We start from the raw sequence: 19,935 nt of genomic DNA, 5'->3' as shown, positions 1-19,935 counted from the left end.
GGTGTACCCACGTATGTCCCCCCTCGGGATCACAAGTTCGAAGAGAGCGTGATCCTACCCGCACACGCACAGCACAGAGGGCCGCCCCCGGTCAGGGGAGCGGCCCTCGTGTGCGGTGCTTGCCTCAGCCGACGTACCTCAGTCGCCGTTGCCCGGCGTCGGGGTGGTCTTCTGGATCTGCATCAGGAACTCGACGTTGGACTTCGTCTGCTTCATCTTGTCGAGGAGCAGCTCGATGGCCTGCTGCTGGTCGAGCGCGTGCAACACCCGGCGCAGCTTCCAGACGACCGCGAGCTCCTCGTTGCCGAGCAGGATCTCTTCCTTGCGGGTACCGGACGCGTCGACGTCCACCGCCGGGAAGATGCGCTTGTCGGCGAGCTTCCGGTCGAGCTTGAGCTCCATGTTGCCGGTGCCCTTGAACTCCTCGAAGATCACCTCGTCCATGCGGGATCCGGTGTCCACCAGGGCGGTGGCGAGGATGGTCAGCGAGCCGCCGTCCTCGATGTTGCGGGCCGCACCGAAGAAGCGCTTCGGCGGGTACAGCGCCGTCGAGTCGACACCACCGGACAGGATGCGGCCGGAGGCCGGGGCGGCGAGGTTGTACGCACGGCCCAGACGGGTGATCGAGTCGAGCAGCACGACCACGTCGTGACCCAGCTCCACCAGGCGCTTGGCGCGCTCGATGGCGAGCTCGGCGACGGTGGTGTGGTCCTCGGCGGGGCGGTCGAAGGTCGAGGAGATGACCTCGCCCTTCACCGACCGCTGCATGTCGGTGACCTCTTCCGGACGCTCGTCGACGAGGACGACCATCAGATGGCACTCGGGGTTGTTGTGGGTGATCGCGTTGGCGATCGCCTGCATGATCATGGTCTTGCCGGTCTTCGGCGGGGCCACGATGAGACCGCGCTGGCCCTTACCGATCGGCGACACGAGGTCGATGATGCGGGTGGTGAGCACGCCCGGGTCCGTCTCCAGGCGGAGGCGGTCCTGCGGGTACAGCGGGGTGAGCTTGTTGAACTCCGGGCGGCCGCGGCCGTGTTCGGGCGCCATGCCGTTGACGGAGTCCAGGCGCACCAGCGCGTTGAACTTCTCGCGCCGCTCGCCTTCCTTGGGCTGGCGGACCGCGCCGGTGATGTGGTCGCCCTTGCGCAGGCCGTTCTTGCGGACCTGGGCGAGGGAGACGTACACGTCGTTCGGACCGGGCAGGTAGCCGGAGGTCCGGATGAACGCGTAGTTGTCGAGGATGTCGAGGATGCCCGCGACGGGGATCAGGACGTCGTCCTCGTTGATCTGCGGCTCGGTGGCCATGTCGTCACGGCCGCGACGGCCGCGGCGGTCGCGGTAGCGGCCGCGACGGCCACGACGGCCGCCCTCGAAGTCGTCGTCGTCCTGCTGCTGGCCACGGTCCTGACGGCCGCCGCCGCCCTGGCCCTGCTGCTGGCCGCGCTGGCCGCCGCCCTGCTGGTCGTCACCCTTGCCGCCGCGGCGGTCACGGTCCCGGCCGCCCCGGTCACCGCGGTCACCGCGGTCCCGGCGGTCACGACGACGGCCTTCACCGCCGTCACCGCCGTCGGACTTGGCCTCGTTGTTCTGCGACTGCTGCTGCGACTGCGTCTCGGCCTTGGTGTCGTTCTTCGCCTCGGCGACGACGGTCTCCGTGGCGGAAGCCGGGGCTCCGGCCTCGGCGGTGGCCCGGCGGCGACGGCGCTCGGGCGCGTCCTCGCCCGCGCTCGCGCGGGACCCGTCGCGGGAGGGGCCGCCGGCCGGCTGGCCGGGGATCTCGATCTGCTGCTGGGCCACGGCCTTTTCGGCCTGGTCCGCGGGGGCCGCAGAGGCCTCCTTCGCGTCCGCCTTCTTGTCCGCCTTCTCGGCGTTGTCGCCCGTACGGCTGCGCGAGGTGGCGCGGCGCTTGGGCTTGGTCTCGGCGGGGGCGTCGGCCTTCGCGGCCGGAGCGGCGCCGCCGGACGCCTGCGCCTCCTTGATGACCTCGATCAGCTGGCTCTTGCGCATACGCGCGGTGCCCCTGATGCCGAGGCCGGATGCGACCTGCTGCAGCTCGGCCAGCACCATGCCCTCGAGGCCGGTACCGCGGCGCCGCCGGGAGCCGGCACCGGTGGCAGGCGCGGAGGCGTCCGTGGCGGGCGCGGCAGCGGTCTCCTCGACACGTGCGCCCATCAGATCGGTGGTGTCGCTCACGAAGGGTCCTTCCCTGGAGCGGACGTCGGCCTGTCTGGCTCGGCGACCGGTTGTGCTGTCCGACTTCGGTCCGTGTGGTGTGAACCGTGCCGGGGCGGTGGTCCGCCTAAGCGGCGGAGGAATCTGGTGATGGCGCTTCCTTGAGCCGTGACACCCAGTGTCAGTGTCACGCGGCGTGGTCGCACCGGTTCCGGAGCGTGCCCTGCGCCCCGCTCAGTGTCCTCGTACGGCGTACGGTCCGACGTACGGAACACAGTGCGGCTTGGGGGGCTCCCGGAAGAATGTCTGTCCCGGACGGGGACACGAGGCACCTCGCCATGGTGGGGTCGGGTGCAGACTTGAGGTTAACACTACCGGATCCAACAAACATTCCCCCTCTCGAAATCCGGTAATCGAGCGCTTTCAGATGTCACCGGAGGTCGCGAGCGGCAGCACGCTCGCGCCCTGCTGGTCGAGGCGCAGCCGGTTCGCGGCCCAGTCCGCGCCCGCCAGGGCCTCGACCTTGTCTGCGGTCTGCGCGTCGGCCAGCGCCATGACCGTCGGCCCGGCCCCGGAGATGACCGCGGGGATGCCGTCGCCCCGCAGCCGCTCCACCAGTGCCGCGCTCTCGGGCATGGCGGGGGCGCGGTACTCCTGGTGCAGGCGGTCCTCGGTGGCCGGCAGCAGCAGTTCGGGGCGGCGGGTCAGGGCCTCGACGAGCAGGGCGGCCCGGCCCGCGTTGGCGGCGGCGTCGACGTGCGGGACGGTGCGCGGGAGCAGGCCGCGCGCCGTCTCCGTGAGGACCGGCTTTCCGGGGACGAAAACCACCGGAACGATGGAATCGGAGGGGTCCATCCTGATCGCGCGCGCCGCGCCGCCCTCCATCCAGGACAGCGTGAACCCGCCCAGCAGGCACGCTGCGACGTTGTCGGGGTGGCCCTCGATCTCGGTGGCGAGCTCCAGCAGCGCGGTGTCGTCGAGCTTGGCGTCGGCCCCTATGGTCACGGCGCGGGCGGCGACGATCCCGGCGCAGATGGCGGCCGAGGACGAGCCGAGGCCCCGTCCGTGCGGAATGCGGTTGGCGCAGACGATCTCCAGACCGCGCGGCTGTCCGCCGAGCAGGTCGAAGGCGGTGCGCAGGGAACGGACGAGCAGGTGCTGCTCGTCGCGCGGGAGCGTTTCGCTTCCCTCACCCGCGATGTCGATGTGCAGCCCGGAGTCGGCCACCCGGACGACCACGTCGTCGTACAAGCCCAGCGCGAGGCCGAGGGCGTCGAAGCCCGGGCCGAGGTTGGCGCTGGTGGCGGGGACGCGCACCCGGACGGCGGCGGCGCGGAACGCTGGACCGGCCATCTCTCGATGACTCTCCTTGAGCTGCGGTGATTGTCGAATGACGTTCAGTGGACATTCGATGGCGTACGAGAACCCTGGGGGCCGCTGCCGACCGGGAGGGCCGGCCGCTGCCCGGCCGCGGAGACGGCGCGGCGCCCTGCTCATGCGGAGGCATATGCGGGGGGCGGGTTCAGTACAGCCTATCGAAGGAAGGTTCTGTGGCGACATAGGGCGCACAGGAGGCGCACGATGCGTGTCGTAAGCCCCCTGTGCACCCCCCGTAGGGAACTTCCCCCGGCAAGCGCGGTCTTACGCCGGACCATGTCGGGCGCAGCACCGGCGCTCGGTGCATAGGCGCACGTCAGGCTGGTTCGAGCGCCGTCAGGCGAGACCCAGGCGCTCCGCCGCGGCTGCGGAGTCGACGGGCACGGTGACCGGCTGCGGGGCGCCGGCGACGGCCCAGTCGGGGTCCTTCAGCCCGTTGCCGGTGACGGTGCACACGATCCGCTGCCCCGGGTCGACCTTGCCCTGCTCGGCGGCCTTCAGCAGACCGGCGACGGACGCGGCCGACGCCGGCTCGACGAAGACGCCCTCCTGCGACGCCAACAGCCGGTAGGCACGCAGGATCTCACGGTCCGTCACCTCGTCGATGGCACCGCCCGACTCGTCCCGGGCGGCGAGCGCGAACTGCCAGGAGGCCGGGTTGCCGATGCGGATGGCCGTGGCGATGGTCGAGGGGTCCTTGACGACCTCGCCGCGCACGATCGGGGCACTGCCGGAGGCCTGGAAACCCCACATCCGCGGCGTCCGGGTCGCCACGCCGTCGCGGGCGTACTCCGTGTAGCCCTTCCAATAGGCCGTGATGTTGCCCGCGTTGCCGACGGGCAGGACGTGGATGTCGGGCGCGTCGCCGAGCATGTCCACGATCTCGAACGCGGCCGTCTTCTGACCCTCGATCCGGACCGGGTTGACCGAATTGACCAGTGCCACGGGGTAGTTGTCGCTCAGGCCGCGGGCGAGCGTCAGGCAGTCGTCGAAGTTGCCGTCGACCTGGAGGATCTTCGCGCCGTGCACGAGGGCCTGGCCCATCTTGCCGAGGGCGATCTTGCCCTGCGGCACCAGCACGGCACAGACCATCCCGGCCCGCACGGCGTACGCGGCGGCGGAGGCCGACGTGTTGCCGGTGGAGGCGCAGATGACCGCCTTCGCCCCTTCCTCCTTGGCCCGGGTGATGGCCATGGTCATGCCGCGGTCCTTGAAGGACCCGGTTGGGTTCGCACCCTCCACCTTGAGGTGGACCTCGCAGCCCGTGCGCTCGGAGAGCACCTGCGCGGGGACGAGGGGCGTGCCGCCCTCGCGGAGCGTCACGACCGGCGTGCTGTCGGATACCGGCAGCCTGTCCCGGTACTCCTCGATGATTCCGCGCCACTGGTGGGTCATTGCTGGTTACTCTCCTTCAACCCGCATGATGCTGGCGACACCACGCACGGTGTCGAGCTTGCGCAACGCCTCGACGGTCCCGGTGAGGGCCGCGTCGGACGCACGGTGCGTGACGACGACGAGGGAGGCCTCGCCGTCCTTCCCCGACTGGCGAACCGTATCGATCGAGACTCCGTGCTCGGCGAAGACGGTCGCGACCTGGGCGAGAACACCCGGTTTGTCAGCTACGTCGAGGCTGATGTGGTACCGCGTGACGACGTCGCCCATCGGGGACACCGGCAGTGCGGCGTAGGCGGACTCGCCCGGTCCGGTCGCGCCGCCGATCCGGTTGCGGCAGACGGCGACGAGGTCGCCGAGGACGGCCGAGGCGGTCGGGGAACCGCCCGCTCCGGGACCGTAGAACATGAGCTGGCCGGCGGCGTCCGACTCGACGAACACGGCGTTGTAGGCGCCGCGGACGGACGCCAGCGGGTGGCTCAGCGGGATCATCGCGGGGTGCACGCGCGCGGTGACCGACTGCCCGTCCTCGGCCCGCTCGCAGATGGCGAGCAGCTTGATGGTGCAGCCCATCTCCTTCGCTGAGGCGAAATCGGCCGCTGTCACCTCGGTCATGCCCTCGCGGTAGACGTCGTCGAGGCGCACACGCGTGTGGAAGGCGATGCCGGCGAGGATCGCGGCCTTGGCGGCGGCGTCGAAGCCCTCGACGTCGGCGGTCGGGTCCGCCTCGGCGTACCCCAGGGCGGTGGCCTCGTCGAGGGCCTCCTGGTATCCCGCGCCCGTGGAGTCCATCTTGTCGAGGATGAAATTCGTCGTCCCGTTGACGATGCCCATCACCCGGTTGATCTTGTCGCCGGCGAGGGACTCGCGCAGCGGCCGGACCAGCGGGATGGCACCGGCGACGGCGGCCTCGTAGTAGAGGTCCTTGCCGTGCTGCTCGGCGACGGCGTGCAGGGCGGCGCCGTCCTGGGCGAGCAGCGCCTTGTTGGCGGAGACGACGGAGGCGCCGTGCTCGAAGGCGGTGGTGATGAGGGACCGGGCGGGCTCGATGCCGCCGATGACCTCGACCACGACGTCGATGTCGCCGCGCTTGACCAGGGCGGTGGCGTCGGTGGTGACGAGCTCGGGGGCGATGCCCTCGCGCACCCGGTCGGGCCGCCGCACGGCCACACCCGCGAGCTCCACGGGGGCTCCGATGCGGGCCGTGAGGTCGTCGGCGTGCGTCGTCATGATGCGCGCCACCTCTGAGCCGACCACTCCACAGCCCAGCAGCGCCACCTTCAGCGGACGCGTACGCATCATCCGACCTCGTTTCCTCTTTACCGTCTACGGTGGAACCAGTCTCACTCACCGGACGGGAGTTTCTGCCCCCGGTCCGGATCGTGAGATGTCTATTTCATTTTCGCGGGGGCGGGTGACAGGAGATCTTCCGCCACCCGCCTGCGGGGGACTTTCTGCCTTCTGCCACTCAGCCGACGTCGAGACGCAGCAGGTCCTCCTCCGTCTCGCGGCGGACGATCACCCGCGCCTCACCGCCGTCGACCGCGACGACCGGCGGGCGCAGCACGTGGTTGTAGTTGCTGGCCATGGACCGGCAGTAGGCACCCGTCGCCGGTACGGCGATGAGGTCACCCGGTGCCAGGTCGGACGGCAGGAACGCGTCCTTGACCACGATGTCCCCGCTCTCACAGTGCTTGCCGACGACCCGGGCGAGCATCGGCTCGGCGCCGGAGGTGCGGGAGACCAGCGCGACGCTGTACTCGGCGTCGTACAGCGCGGTGCGGATGTTGTCCGACATGCCGCCGTCGACGGAGACGTAGGTGCGCAGACCGTCGAGGGGCTTGACGGTGCCGACCTCGTAGAGAGTGAACGCGGTCGGCCCGACGATGGCCCGCCCCGGCTCGACGGAGATGCGGGGGGTGCGCAGCTTGGCGGCCTCGCACTCGCGGGTCACGATCTCGGTGAGCGCCTTGGCGATCTCGTGCGGCTCGCGCGGGTCGTCGTCACTGGTGTACGCGATTCCGAGCCCGCCGCCGAGGTCGATCTCGGGCAGCTCGACACCGTGCTCGTCGCGGATGTCCTTCAGCAGCCCGACCACCCGGTGGGCGGCCACCTCGAACCCGGACATGTCGAAGATCTGCGACCCGATGTGGCTGTGGATGCCGACCAGCTCGAGACCGTCGAGCTGGAGCGCCCGCCGTACGGCCTCGGCGGCCTGCCCGCCGGCCAGCGGGATGCCGAACTTCTGGTCCTCGTGGGCCGTGGCGATGAACTCGTGGGTGTGGGCCTCGACGCCGACCGTGATGCGGATGAGGACCTTCTGCCGCTTCCCGAGGCCCTGCGCGATATGGGCGACGCGCACGATCTCCTGGAACGAGTCGAGCACGATGTGCCCCACCCCGGCCTCGACGGCCCGGGTGATCTCGCCGACGGACTTGTTGTTGCCGTGGAAGGCGATGCGGTCGGCGGGCATGCCGGCGGAGAGGGCGGTGGCCAGCTCGCCGCCGGAGCAGACGTCGACGTTCAGCCCCTCCTCGTGGAGCCAGCGCACGACGGCACGGGACAGGAACGCCTTGCCCGCGTAGAAGACGTCCGCTTCGGTCCCGAAGGCGGTGCGCCAGGCACGCGCGCGGGCCCGGAAGTCGGCCTCGTCGAGGACGTAGGCGGGGGTGCCGAACTCCTCGGCGAGCCGGGTGACGGGAAGGCCGCCGACGGTCACGACTCCGTCGTCGTCACGGGTCACGGTCTGGGCCCACACCTTGGGGTCCAGCGCGTTGAGGTCGGAGGGCGGGCCGGAGTAGTGGCCCTCGGGAAGGACATCGGCGTGACGGGGCCCGGCGGGGTGTGCGGATCGGCTCATGATCTGTTCGTGTCTCTCAGAGGTGGTCGGGTGCGTCGATGCCGAGCAGGGACAGGCCGCCGGCCAGCACCGTCCCGGCGGCTTCGGCGAGCGCGAGCCGGGCACGATGGGCGGCCGAGGGTTTCTCCTCACCGCGGGGCAGCACGGCGGGGAGCAGGGGCATCGCGGCATCGGCGACGGCGATGAGGTGCCGGGCCAGGCGGTCGGGGGTGTGCTGCGTGGCGGTGGCGGCGAGGACGCGGGGATGATCACCGAGTACGGCGATCAGCGCTTCCGCTTCGCTCACGGGACCGGGCTCGGGGTGGAAGCCGAGGTCGGCGGCGTTGCGCAGGAGGGCCCGGGTGCGGGCGTGGGCGTACCGGACGCGGAAGAGGGGGTTGGTCTCCCGCTGGACGAGGTGGTCACCGGGGATCCGGGGCCGGTCGTGGAGGGCGGGGTGCAGCAGCGCCCAGCGGGCGGCGTCCCGGCCGAGGGGCAGGGGGTCGGCGGGGGCGGGGACGGGCTGGACGGTGACGGACCGGTCGGCGAGGACGCGGGGCCCCCGGTTGGTGACGTCCGCCCCGAGGACCGACTCCCACTCCGGGGCGGTCCGGCCGGTGCACGAGACCCGGACGACATCCCCCTGGCTGCGCGCCAGCCGGGCAACGACGTCCGCGACCACGACGGCGCGCACCTCCGCCCGGCAGCAGATCTCGAGGGCGATCCCGCTGAACCCGTTCTCCGTGTGCCCGTAGCGCAGCCCGCGCCGCAGGATCTCGTCGACCAGGTCACCGGAGGCGGTGCCGTGCAGGCTGACGTTGAGGAAGCCGGGCCCGGTGACTACGACGTCGGCGAACCGCTGCTCGTCGAGGAGCCGCGCCCGCAGGACCTCGGCCACGTCACGCGGCGGCCGGCCTGCCGCGCGGGCCAGCTGGAGGGCGATGCTGGTGGCGTAGTCGCCACAGCCCCCCGGCCCCGGCGGAGCGACCACGGCCCGCTCCGGCACGGTCACGCTGAGCTCACCATCGTCGACGGCACGGCGCACGGCGTGCAGCACGCTGCGGGAGAGCTCGGCGGGGGTCACGGCACAAGCGTATGGGAGGGAGGGGGTGGGTATGCGAGCCGGTTTCCGTACGGTCCGGGATGTGGACGGCGGGTTGTGTGCCGGGGTGGATGCGGAGCTGTGTTCTGGGGTGAACGCCGAGGGGCGTTTGGGGGTTGCGCGGGTGGCCGTTGCGGTGCGTGAAGGAGTGGACGGCGAGCGGCGGTTGGGGTGTGCGCGGGTGGCCGTTGCGGTGTGTGAAGGAGTGGACGGCGAGTGGCGGTTGGGGTGTGCGCGGGTGGCCGTTGCGGTCCGTGCCGGAGGGGCGCCACGCGGCGTTTACGGCTTGCTGCATTAGCCGTCGCCGCGCGCTCAGGGGTGGACGCCGAGCGGCGTTTGGGGCCTGCGCGGGTGGCCCCTGTGGTGTGTGCAGGAGCGGTAGCCGACCTGTGTTCAGGGGTGGACACCGCCCGGCGATTGGAGCCTGTTCCGACGGCCGCTGCCGTGCGCCCAGGACGTTCAGGACGTTCTGGACCTGTGAGGGGGGGAGGGCACCGGTGCCACCCGCTTACGGCACGGCAGGAAGATCCACTTCCTTCCCCTGCACCCTTACCGGTTCCTTCACTGGGGCACCACCGCCGTCGCCGTCGGGACCACCGCCGCCCTGCCGGCCCCCGCCCCGGGCCCGGGCCCGCTCCACCAACTGGCGCACGACGTGGACCAGTTCGGCAGGCTCGAAAGGCTTGGCGAGGAACGCGTCGACGCCCACTTCGAGACCGGCCTCGATCTCGTGGTGGCCACAGGCGCTGACGATGGCGAGGGGCGTGTCCCGGGTTCGCGGGTCGGCCCGGAGGCGAGCGGCGGTCCGGATCCCGTCCAGCCGGGGCATGACGACATCGAGGGTCACGACATCGGGCCGCACGTGGTGAACGACGTCAAGACACTCGGCACCGTCGGCCGCGGTCACGACCTCCAGCCCCTCCAGCTCGAGGTTGACCCTGATCAACTGCCGGATGACCTTGTTGTCGTCCACAACAAGCACCCGACCCGACGCGCCTGGCACAACTCGAGAGTAGGTCGGGCCCGGCCATCGCGTCCGGGTTTTCCCCACTTCCACCCCGCACGAACGACTCACATGGCCGCCCCCGACAGCGGAAACCCGTTCATGACCACCCCATGGGAGCTGGTAGTGTTCTACCCGTCGCCGCGAGCAACGCGACCGACACGCCCCCGTAGCTCAGGGGATAGAGCAACGGCCTCCGGAGCCGTGTGCGCAGGTTCGAATCCTGCCGGGGGCACTGCAGGTCAGAGGGTTAAAACGCCATCTGACCAGCGCAGATGCCAAAACGAAGTAACCGCAGCTATATGCAGCCAGGGGCCAGCGAAAGCAGCCGTAGGACGCACGCTGCGGGACATACGCGGGATCGGGCATTAGGTCACTAAACGTCCAATCCGTCACATAGGAAACGCCCCGAGGGTTCACCCCCGGGGCGTTTGGTGTGATCATCGTCACTCGTATTCGAGCAGCAGATCCTCGATTCGTTTGTTGGCCACCACGTGCCGCCCATGGAGACACTTGGCATACCGAGCCAACAGGACCTCCACGGTGTTTCCAGCCCGCTCTGCGACCTCCGTCGGATCGACTCCGGCGTTCAGCCAGGTGGACAGCGCCGAGTGACGCAGGTCGTACGGACGGTCCGCGAGTGGACTCGCGACGAGCTCCGGTGGCAGGCCGAGCTCTCGGGCCTCGGCCCACACACGCGAGTAGGTCGACGAGCCGACCAGTCCGCCTCGCTCGTTGAAGAAGAGTCGGCCGTCATCTGCCGTGCCGAACGTGTCGATGCTGTCGCGCCAGATGGCCACGAGGACCGGCGGCAGAGGTGTCGGACGCACCTCCTCGGGATCGCGGTTCTTCAGCCCGCGGTCGTCGTGGACTTCGCCCGTCTTGGTCCACTTCTTCCCTGCCGTCGGTCTGGTCCGATGGAGATTCGCCAGCCCCCAGCCCTCCTCGGGGAGGTGGCAGTCCTGGACCGCGACTCCGACGGTCTCCGCCGGACGCATCCCGGCGTAGTACATGCCGGCGAACATACCCACCAGTCGCCTGCCCCTGGCTCGGTGGTAACCGCCCACGTACGAGACAGCGCCGATCAGGTTGCCGGCCTGCTTCGGGTTGGCTACGACGCGGGGGTCAACGGGAACGATTCTTGACGGTTTCTGCACGGAAACCGAGTTGACGGGATTCTCGTCGAACTCGCCAAGCTCCCTGGCGTAGTTCAGCGCGTTGACGAGGACCTTACGCTTGCGCTTGAAGGTCTCACTCGATGCCGCTTCTCCGTCAAGTCTCAGCTTGAGCGCTTCCAGCACCCCTCGCATAACCGCGGGCTTGGCGAGATCGGCGAGCGGAGGCGAGTTTCTCGCCACCCAGTCGACCACGACTCTGGCCCCTGGCGGGATTTCGCGATCTTCCGGGCCGGGAAGAACGAATAGCCAGTCCCGAAGCGCACGCTGCATCGCCTCATCCGTTGGCCGCCCGGGACGCTTCGGCATGAGCGCCTTTGTGACACCGGTCAGCGCCTCATTGATCTCGTCCCGATAGTTCGGCGCGGCATGCGGCCACTTCACCTGGAGGTATTTCAAAGCGAAGGCATACCAGGTGAGGGCGGGTGCCTTTTCCTCCATCGAGGGAGGGAAGCCTGTCTCTGTGTCGAACTGCTCCCCATTCTCCTGAGCCATGAGGAGCTGCGCACGCAGCTTGTCGGCAAGCCCCTTAGTGCGACGCGAGCGAGATACCTCGCGCCCTGCCACGACCCAGCGCACCTCATAGGTGTCCTTGCCCTGGCGCTGCTTTACCCTGACGTCCCATATCCGAACGTCGGTTGTCTTCAAGCTGCGGCTTCCTCTCTCTCTTGCAGCCATTCCATGAATACACTCCGCCATACGCGCAACTCGCCGTTCGGGAGTTTCAGTACAGCAGGACCTGTGCCCATCTCGCGCCACCGGTAGAAGGTTCGGCGGGATGTGCCCTTCAGTTCTGCCAGCACCTCGGGGACGGTCATCAATTCGTCACCCTCTTCGCCCTTCCTCACTCAGCGCCTCCCGTGCGGAACCGCCAAAGAACGAAGCGCCGCTGCCGCCACGCCATCGAAGAAGCACTGCGGCGGGAGCGTGCGATTCAGTTTTTGGGCAGGGGGTATCGCGAAAGGGCTCATGAGGGATCCTTACGAAGTGGTACCGAATCCACCGCAGCCTGTGGCGAGGTGGATGACCGTTCGGCGAGTGTCGTGCCTCTCTTGGATTTCCGTGGTCTGGTCCTGCGCGCTGAGCAGGCGTCAGGCCACGCCTGGGCACCAGGAAGGTGCTGTCCGCTCCAGATCCACCGCCAAGTAGCCGGCGCGAACGACATCAATACTCCGGACGATCGCCGGTTTGGCTAACCGGCGATCGTCGGCTATGTTGCGCCCCGCGCAGGGAGGTTCACGGACCATTCCCAGCCCAGCGGACGACGCTCAGGAGTCCAGTCGGTACGACCTGAGACCTGGGGTCGCTCGGTCCGTCACGAGCAGCGCCGACGGCTCGGGCGACGTGTCAGGGGGCGACTCCGGGGTGTGTCGCGATGTACACGGGCCTCCCCTCGGTCCCGGCAGTAGCCGCGTTGCACCAAGTCCTCACCGAACAGCCCGGCCGCACAGACGCAGAGGCACAGGGCCGTGGATAGAGCGCTGTAGTCGTTTCGCTCCTGTGCAATCCACGCGTTCAGGGCGCCGAGCGCCAAGAGAATGGGGGCCGTGAAGCGGGCAGATCGAAGAACGGGATTCGGCAGGTGGGCCTCCTTGGGTTGGACCTCGGCGTCAGGACCGAGTGGGGCGGGTACGGACTGCCATGGCGACCAGCCTGTTGCCGGGCGCTCTGGAGGCCGGTGCCCCTGTGCTGACCTGGCCTTTTTACGGGACGTTGTACGTTGACATGATCCCGGGCAAGGCTCCAGTCCCTTGGGGCTCTTTTTCGTCTGCTGTGAGCTGATCTGTCCTTGGACAGCGAAGCCAGTCGCCCTGTCATCCACTCCAGGCGTTTGACAGCGAACCCAGTCGTGCGGGCTTCCCACACCGCCCCGCCCGAGGAGGTCAGCGGGAACGTCGCGATGTCCTGCCGGAGCGGGGCACTTGTCAGTGGCGCCTCATACACTCCGCAGATGCGACAGGCCAGGATGATGAACTGCCTGGCCGTGGCCCTCCAGGCCACCAGGGCTCATGGGCATGGCGTCTGCCAGGCGTCTGCATGTCCCGCAGGTCGCCGACACGACGCGCCGGCAGAGCTTCCACGAGGTGTGACGGTCTCCGTGCGGATGTCGGAGAGGGTTCCATTGCCGTCCTTGTCCAACAGGGGGATTAGAGCTGTGCCTTCCGCTACTGGCTTGACCGATCTGCGCGAGCAGTGGATCCAGAAGATCTGCACGGGAATTGCCACCTCTGTCGGTCGCTACCACCCGTTGCTGGATACGGCGCGGATCGTCGGTAACCCGAATGATCTGGACCTATTGCGTGCCCTCCTGATCCTGCGGATCACCGTCTTGGACGCGCGTGGCCGGTCCACCGCGCACATCACCGGACTGCTGGCAAAGCACCCGATCTTCGCCGATCCCAAGCCTGACACGGATCAACTCACCAGCCTGGTCGAGCATGTCCGCCGGCACGTGGAGCGCGACGGCCTTGTCGGTTCCGTCCTGCTGTTCGGCCTCGGACTGCGTGCTGAGGATCCAGAGAGCACGTATGCCCTCCTCCTGGACCACTGGTCACGTCGGTTGGCCCGCGCGGCGACCGCCGCCCAGGTGGCCAGGGAACTGGCCCGGCACTGGGGCGTGGAGGCTCGCACCGGAGAGGCTCTGGTGCCTCTCTCAGCCATATCTCTTGATGCGTACTCCGACACCATCTGGTCTAGACTGGAAGCGGAACGCGACGCTCGTGTACGGCATGCCGCCTCAGTTGCCTTGATCAGGAAGGGCAACGAAGCTCAACGTCTGTGGCTGGCGCAGTTTCCCGCCAAGGAGGCCAGGCATCTGTGGAAGTTGGGCGCAGATGTGGCCTACTGCACCGCGGCCAAGGGGCGCCTTCGAGAGGTAAGCCGACAGCTCCAGAAAGATTACGCTCTTCGGCCAGTGATCGCCCGAGCCTTGGAGCTGGTCAACGAGCAGCTCGAGACTCTCGGCGAGGCGATCGGGTGTCTGAGCGACACAGAGCGCGACATGCTGCGGGCGCGCACCCATCAGGAACGCTTCCAGGACGCCTGCATTCTGACCTTCCTGAACCACTCCCTCGACTTCCGGCAGTCGTACCCAGGCAGTTCCTGTGTTCCTGATGCCGAGGCGGTACACGGCACCTTCGGCCCTCTGCCCTGGTGGAACATCATCGTCCGAACCGCAGCAGAGGCGGAGGCTGCCCTCGCCGCATTCACAGAGGGGGTGCTGCCCCTCGGTTTCGAGCGGGATCCCGAACATCGGAACCGCCTTCTACTCATCTGCCGTAAGCCCAGGACGGAGTCCCCGGGCATGCACGCCCACTTCGTCTTCGACCTGGACAACCCAGGCCACGCCTGCGAGCTGCTCCTCATCGCGAAGCGTGCCGGCGTCCCTATCGACCTCTACGCCCAAGCACACAACGAGTACGACGAAATCGAGTCCACCCACCTGGGCACTGTGTACGCACACATCGGCCCGGAGCTCGCCAGTCTGATCACGGAAGCCGCCACCAATGCACTGGCCCGATCCCTGCCAGACTTCCGTAGCCGCGACCACGACGAACATGAGGGGATCGAACCGCTCCAAGAAGCGTTGCGCTGTCTGTCCCGCGCTCAGGTGGAGCACTTCTCCTCGGGACGCCGCATCACCGCCTCATCCCATCACAACCTCGAAGGTGGGATCGAAGTACTGTCGTCCGACCCGCCAGTCACGCTCTCCGGATTCTCCAGGGGCATCAAGAGGCACCAGAAATACGGCAGCTCCCGGAAAGCAGGCACCGGGACTCCTCTGCCTCCTCCTCGGACCACTGGGTTCGTGTACGTCCAGCGGAACCCTGCCTTCCGGGACATTCTCAAGATCGGCTACACAGACCTGCTCGCGGAGGACCGAGCTAAAGACCTGTCAGGGACATCGGTCCCCTTCCCCTTCGACGTGCTCTTCAGAGCCCACACGTCCCGGCCCAAAGACGTGGAACAGGCTGTCCACCGCCTCCTCACCGCCCAACGCGTCAACGCAAGCAAGGAGTTTTTTCGCGTCTCCCTGGACACGGCCATCGAGGCGATCCGCCGATGCCAGAGTGAGGTAACCGGTATCAACAGCTGGGAGCCGATCCCTGCAATTCATCGCCTGCCCGCGAATGACCGAGTCGTCCTGCCCCTGAGGGCAGGGCAGCTGTTCGCGCTCACCGCGTACCCCCATCCGCTCAGCTCGTCCGCTGAGGTTCTCGACATGTGGATGGCCCACTCGGACGGCGACCTCCTGGAGATCCACTCCACGCATGACCCCGGGCACGTGGCCGGAATCAGCGACAACGATCCCGGCGCATACGAGGACCCCGTTCCCTTCCTCGACAGAGACGGAACCGTGCGGAACGGCATGCTCCATGGCAGGGAGCGCCTGGTAGCTGGCGACCGGCTGATCTGGTTCTCGGACGAGGAGGGGCCGACCGACGCCCGCGGCGTCGTCTTTGAAGCGAACGCCTCCTGCCAGGTCACCTACCGGACATCAGCCCCCCGACGGGGCCCGCTGGGTATTCCTCTCCTGCTGAACGACCCTGACCGGGACCTTCCTGATGCTATGGGGGCACTCGTCAAGGATGTCCTCGCACTGCGCCCACCGCGCACCTGGGCTCCCCGGAACCCTCAAGAAGAGGACGGCTGGGCGGTAGCAGCCACCGATCCCCAGCCGCCCGAGCACTGGCTCCCTCAACTCGAACGACGGCGCAAGGACGTGCGCCGGGACCGACCCTGAGTATCGTGCGGTACATAGGGGGCAACGCGGCTTCAGCGACTAACTTCGCTGTCCAAGGACAAATACCAGGCTGGCAGGGAAGGCAGTCGGAGAACGTCAGGAATGCATGGTCGGGCAGGCACTGCCTGATCGTGTCTTGCGCGGACGCGCTCGGCGGCGATTCGCAACTCGCGGGTCGAGCAGGAGGCAATGGTCGGAGCGCAAGGAACGGTCGGCCATGCGGGTTCGGGTGGCAGCAGCAGGACACACAGCCGACCGTCTCCTACCCCCGCCCCCTGTTCCCCGTCGCGCGCGGATCATCAACGCGTTGACTCGTGCTCCGTCGTCGCCAGCCAGCCCGGCATCCGGGGTCTCTTCTTGGTGAAGGACTCCACGTCGCAGCGCCCGCATCCCATTTTCCGCGCCGGCCAAGGTGCTTCGTGACGAGGCGGGAGGCCGACTGCCTCGTGGGCTGGGGTTGCTGTCGCCGCTGAAGAGCGGCACGGCGTGTGCCTGGCTGTTCAACTACCCCATTCCATCCGTACGGGTTCACGGGCGACAGCGAGGGCGCCATCGAAGTCGGCGAGGCGTTCGGCGAGGGTGGTGGTGGCGATGCGGACGGGGAGTGCCGCCGAGAACTTCAGCCCGCGGACGGCTCGTGGGTCGACGGTTGGCAGGGTGAGGGAGTCGGGGAGTTCAGCGCGGGCGGTCTTCCAGTCGGTGGAGGAGAGGTCCTGGCGGAGCCGGACGTGGGTGTCGGTCGGGCGTTGTACGGGGTCAGCGAGATTGCCGAGGGAGGCAGCGAGGGTGGCGTTGGCGCGATAGCCGGCCCAGGTCCACCAGCGGGTGGCGTCGGCGTCGCGGACCAGCAGGGTGCCCGCGGGGTGCACTTCGTAGGGGGCGCGGTCGGTGCGCAGTTCGGCGAGGGCCGCGGTGGCGCGTCGGGTGAGGCGGACGTCCGGGTCGGTGCCCAGGAGCACGTCGCGCATGGCCCGGGTGAGTGCGTACGACAGCCCGCGGGCTTCGCTGCCCTGCCATTTGGCGACGCCGCCGTCCTCGACGGGTTCGACGAAGGCGCGACGTCGGGCCCAGTCGATGAAGGTGACCTGCCAGCTGCGTCCGGCCAGGAGCAGGCGGCGCGGTCCTGGGCGCTCTTCGGTGAGGACGGTGGGATCGGTGGTGCCGATCTCAGTGCGTCCGGCGAGCACCGTGAACTCGGGGGGCGCGGTGAAGGAGGCGGTCAGTTCCATGAAGTGGCGGCGGCCGAAGTGTTTCTCGGCTTCGGGGCCGATGAACAGCATGCCGCCGTCGCTGTCGAGGAAGCCTTCCGCGACCAGGTGGGTCAGGATGGGGGTGGCGGAGTGGTCGAAGGGGGCGAGGCCGTTCCACTGCTCGGGCCAGAGCCTGTCACCGACGCGGTGTTCCTGGAGGGCGACGGCGAGGAACTGCTGGGCGACGAGATGGCGGGGTGAGGGAGGCGGGGTGACGGGTTCCACCCAGCCTCGGGCCCACAAGGTGAGCAGACCGGCGGCTTGGAGGAGGGCGTCGGGCCGGGTGGTGAGGAACAGGCAGTTGCGGGAGGTGCCGGCGCGACGCCCAGTGCGGCCGATGCGCTGCAGGAAGGAGGCCACCGTGCTCGGTGAGTCGATCTGGATAACACGGTCGAGGTCGCCGACGTCGATGCCGAGTTCCAGGGTGGAGGTGGAGACGATGACGCAGTCGCGGGCTTCGGCGAAGGCTTGCTCGGAGCGTGCGCGTTCGTCGGTGGAGAGGGAGGCGTGGGAGAGGAAAACGGTGACGTCGCGGGCTCGCAGCGCCGCACCGAGTTCTTCCACCTGCTTACGGGAGTCGCAGAAAACGAGTCGCTTCTCCCCCTTGTGCAGGGCGGAGATCACCTTGGCGGCGTTGGCGAGCGAACCCACGTAGTCGAGCTCCACCTCTCCCGCGGGGCGCGGCAGTGCGGAGTCGTCGGTGGCGGTGGGCAAAGTGACGCCGGGGGCGACGACCTGGCCGGAGCGATGGCTGGGGTCGGCGCCCTGGAGCCAGGTGAGCAGGGCGCTGGGGTTGCCGACGGTGGCGGAGAGGCCAACGCGCTGGATGCGGTGTCCGGTCAGTTTTTCCAGGCGTTCGAGGACGGCGAGCAGATGCCAGCCGCGGTCGTCCCCGGCGAAGGCGTGCACTTCGTCGACTACTACGGCACGCACTCGGCCCAGCATGTGCGCATGGTCGGTCTTGACGCTGATGAGCATCGCTTCGAGCGATTCGGGCGTGGTAAGCAGCACGTCGGGGGACTCGGTCCGGATGCGGCGGCGTGTGGACTCGGGGGTGTCGCCGTGCCAGAGGGCAGCTCGGCGGCCCAGCCACTGGGCGTAACTGTCGACCCGGTGCACCAGGTTGTTCAGGAGTGCCTTGAGCGGGGCCAGGTAGAGGACTGATGTGCCGGTCCAGCGCTTGTGGCGCATCGCGGACAGGAGTGGGAAGGTGGCCGCTTCCGTCTTGCCGCCTGCCGTCGGCGCGAGCAGGATCGCGTCCTCGCCGTCCATCAGTGGGTGCACGGCCGCCTTCTGCAGGGGGCGTAGATCGGACCAGCCGAGGGTGTTGACGATGTGGTGCAGGACCACCGGGTCGAGGCGTTCCACCGGGTCGATGCCGTGCGGCTGGTCCTGCACGCGGGTGCCTCCTGCGCTGGTCGTCAGAGGTCGGAGCCCTCCGGGCCTGTAGGGAGGCCCGGGGCTCGGTGGGGGCTTGGAAAGTGGGCCCTTCAGAGGTCGAGATCGAGGTCGTCGGCCGAGTCGGCTGGCGCGGATGCGGCGAAGTTCCGCTCGGTGGAGGTGAGTTCAGTACTGCCCACGGTCAGCTGGTAGTGCGTGCGCGGGTCGAAGTCGTCGAACTGGTCGATCCGGTCCAGGACATCACCGACCAGCTTCTTCAGATACAGGCGCGGCGCCACGCCGACTTTCCCGCCGAGCGCTCCGCCCACGGCCCGGGCCAGGTCGGTGAGGTAGGCATCGTCGGCGAACTGTTTGATCCGGTCGGGTGCCTGGGAGCCTTCGGCGTACAGGTCTCGGATGGTAGAGCCCAGGCCGGTCAGGGACTCTTCGGTGAATCCGGGCAGCCGGATCTGGACGGCCCGCGGATTGTCGAATCGGGGGTCGGTGGTGAAGTCGGTGGCCAGGCGCTGGGCGAGTGGTGCGAGCCGCTGTATGCCCTGCTGCCCGTCGTAGAAGGCGGGGGTGCCGGTGATGATCAGGTACAGACCGGGGAAGCGGCCGGAGTGGACCTCGTCGATGAGCTGCCGCAGCGCGTTGAGGGCCTTGTCGCGGGCGTCGGAGCGGACCCGCTGCAGGGTCTCCACCTCGTCCAGGACGAGGACGAGGCCGGCGTGTCCGGCGTCCCTGAGGACGGTGAGCAGGCCCTGCAGGAAACCGAACGCGCCGAAGTGGTCGAGGTCGCCGCGGACTCCTGCGCTGCGCCGTGCGGCTGCGGCGACGTGCGGCTGGCCGCCGAGCCAGGCCATCACCGCGGCGGCGGTGGCCTCGTCGCCAGCGTCCAGGGACTGCTTGTAGCCGCGCAGGGCGGTGGCGAACGCGGGAGCATGTCGCGACACCTCGGCCAGGCGGGCGGTGAGCAGCCGGTCCACCGCCTGGGACAGTTCGCTCTCGCCCGCGCCGTCGGCGAGGGCGTCCTCTTCCAGGGCGTAGAACCAGGCGTCGGCGACCGGCCGCAGCGCGCTGGGCGGGAAGCTCGCGGTGGTGAGGCGTTCGGTGAGCCGCCGGTAGACGGTCTCCAGCTTGTGCAGCGGGGTCTCGGTCTCCGACACCTGCACTTCGGCCACGGCGAAGGTGCGGCGTTTGGCGCGCTCGCCGATCCAGCGGGTGAAGAAGGTCTTGCCGGAGCCGTACTCGCCGCGCACCGCCTTGAACACCGAGCCACCGGCGGCAACGGTGTCCAATTCCTCGTCGACGGCCCGCTCGAAGCGGCCGAGCCCGGTGGCGAGCAGGTCCAGGCCGCTCTCGGGGACGGCGCCGCGCCGCAGCGCGTCCACTACGGCGCGCCGCCGCACGGCGCCGACCGGGGAGCCGGTACCGGGTGCTGAAGATCCGAACGCGTTCACCCGGACAGTCTCCCATCCGGTCGTCCGCCCGGCCG

The 19,935-nt window shown here is 69.0% G+C and carries 12 protein-coding genes and 1 tRNA gene; 2 read left to right on the top strand and 11 right to left on the bottom strand.

Features of this window, described 5'->3' with window-relative positions:
- Positions 1-138 precede the first annotated feature (138 nt).
- The 7 genes from rho to ACIQU3_RS19480 all read right to left on the bottom strand — a co-directional run bounded on the left by rho (position 139) and on the right by ACIQU3_RS19480 (position 9,936).
- Positions 139-2,196: a transcription termination factor Rho gene (gene rho / locus ACIQU3_RS19510; RefSeq protein ID WP_403740920.1), complete on the bottom strand. Its 2,058-nt coding sequence runs from the start codon at positions 2,194-2,196 to the stop codon at positions 139-141.
- A gap of 402 nt (positions 2,197-2,598) precedes the next feature.
- Positions 2,599-3,528, bottom strand: a complete 930-nt coding sequence (thrB, locus tag ACIQU3_RS19505; RefSeq protein ID WP_403740913.1) for a homoserine kinase — start codon at positions 3,526-3,528, stop codon at positions 2,599-2,601.
- 360 nt (positions 3,529-3,888) lie between these two features.
- Positions 3,889-4,947, bottom strand: a complete 1,059-nt coding sequence (gene thrC, locus ACIQU3_RS19500; protein ID WP_403740910.1) for a threonine synthase — start codon at positions 4,945-4,947, stop codon at positions 3,889-3,891.
- Between the two features lie 6 nt (positions 4,948-4,953).
- Positions 4,954-6,246: a homoserine dehydrogenase gene (locus ACIQU3_RS19495; protein WP_366713810.1), complete on the bottom strand. Its 1,293-nt coding sequence runs from the start codon at positions 6,244-6,246 to the stop codon at positions 4,954-4,956.
- 166 nt (positions 6,247-6,412) lie between these two features.
- The gene (lysA, locus tag ACIQU3_RS19490) at positions 6,413-7,804 is read right to left on the bottom strand and encodes a diaminopimelate decarboxylase (protein ID WP_403926679.1); all 1,392 of its coding nucleotides are present in this window, start codon (positions 7,802-7,804) and stop codon (positions 6,413-6,415) included.
- Positions 7,805-7,820: 16 nt separating this feature from the next.
- Positions 7,821-8,867, bottom strand: coding sequence for an ArgS-related anticodon-binding protein NrtL (gene nrtL, locus ACIQU3_RS19485; RefSeq protein WP_403926675.1), 1,047 nt, complete (start codon positions 8,865-8,867; stop codon positions 7,821-7,823).
- 526 nt (positions 8,868-9,393) lie between these two features.
- Positions 9,394-9,936 (bottom strand): response regulator, encoded by a 543-nt coding sequence (locus tag ACIQU3_RS19480; protein ID WP_403740897.1) that lies wholly within the window; start codon positions 9,934-9,936, stop codon positions 9,394-9,396.
- Between the two features lie 115 nt (positions 9,937-10,051).
- On the opposite strand from ACIQU3_RS19480, the gene ACIQU3_RS19475 reads away from it, so the two are divergent.
- A tRNA-Arg gene (locus ACIQU3_RS19475) sits at positions 10,052-10,123 on the top strand.
- 211 nt (positions 10,124-10,334) lie between these two features.
- On the opposite strand, the gene ACIQU3_RS19470 is transcribed toward ACIQU3_RS19475, so the two are convergent.
- Positions 10,335-11,711 (bottom strand): tyrosine-type recombinase/integrase, encoded by a 1,377-nt coding sequence (locus ACIQU3_RS19470; RefSeq protein WP_403926673.1) that lies wholly within the window; start codon positions 11,709-11,711, stop codon positions 10,335-10,337.
- Positions 11,708-11,881 (bottom strand): helix-turn-helix transcriptional regulator, encoded by a 174-nt coding sequence (locus ACIQU3_RS19465; RefSeq protein ID WP_403926669.1) that lies wholly within the window; start codon positions 11,879-11,881, stop codon positions 11,708-11,710. Before ACIQU3_RS19465 ends, ACIQU3_RS19470 begins: the two co-directional genes overlap by 4 nt.
- Positions 11,882-13,236: 1,355 nt before the next feature.
- On the opposite strand from ACIQU3_RS19465, the gene ACIQU3_RS19460 reads away from it, so the two are divergent.
- Entirely contained in the window at positions 13,237-15,807 is a 2,571-nt protein-coding gene (locus ACIQU3_RS19460; RefSeq protein ID WP_403926666.1) for a GIY-YIG nuclease family protein, read from the top strand.
- 500 nt (positions 15,808-16,307) lie between these two features.
- On the opposite strand, the gene ACIQU3_RS19455 is transcribed toward ACIQU3_RS19460, so the two are convergent.
- Positions 16,308-18,455 (bottom strand): DEAD/DEAH box helicase, encoded by a 2,148-nt coding sequence (locus ACIQU3_RS19455; protein ID WP_403926663.1) that lies wholly within the window; start codon positions 18,453-18,455, stop codon positions 16,308-16,310.
- A 92-nt stretch (positions 18,456-18,547) separates the two neighbouring features.
- Positions 18,548-19,900, bottom strand: coding sequence for a BREX system ATP-binding protein BrxD (brxD, locus tag ACIQU3_RS19450; RefSeq protein WP_403926660.1), 1,353 nt, complete (start codon positions 19,898-19,900; stop codon positions 18,548-18,550).
- Positions 19,901-19,935: the final 35 nt, after the last annotated feature.

This window comes from Streptomyces sp. NPDC101110, from assembly GCF_044759525.1.
GTDB lineage: Bacteria > Actinomycetota > Actinomycetes > Streptomycetales > Streptomycetaceae > Streptomyces.
This window is presented reverse-complemented; position numbering and strand designations above follow the sequence as displayed.

Bases quoted from the DNA above. Each gene is read 5' to 3' on its own strand.
- ACIQU3_RS19465 (WP_403926669.1), bottom strand. From the start codon at position 11,881: ATGACCGTCCCCGAGGTGCTGGCAGAACTGAAGGGCACATCCCGCCGA.
- ACIQU3_RS19495 (WP_366713810.1), bottom strand. From the start codon at position 6,246: ATGATGCGTACGCGTCCGCTGAAGGTGGCGCTGCTGGGCTGTGGAGTG.
- thrC (WP_403740910.1), bottom strand. From the start codon at position 4,947: ATGACCCACCAGTGGCGCGGAATCATCGAGGAGTACCGGGACAGGCTG.
- thrB (WP_403740913.1), bottom strand. From the start codon at position 3,528: ATGGCCGGTCCAGCGTTCCGCGCCGCCGCCGTCCGGGTGCGCGTCCCC.
- lysA (WP_403926679.1), bottom strand. From the start codon at position 7,804: ATGAGCCGATCCGCACACCCCGCCGGGCCCCGTCACGCCGATGTCCTT.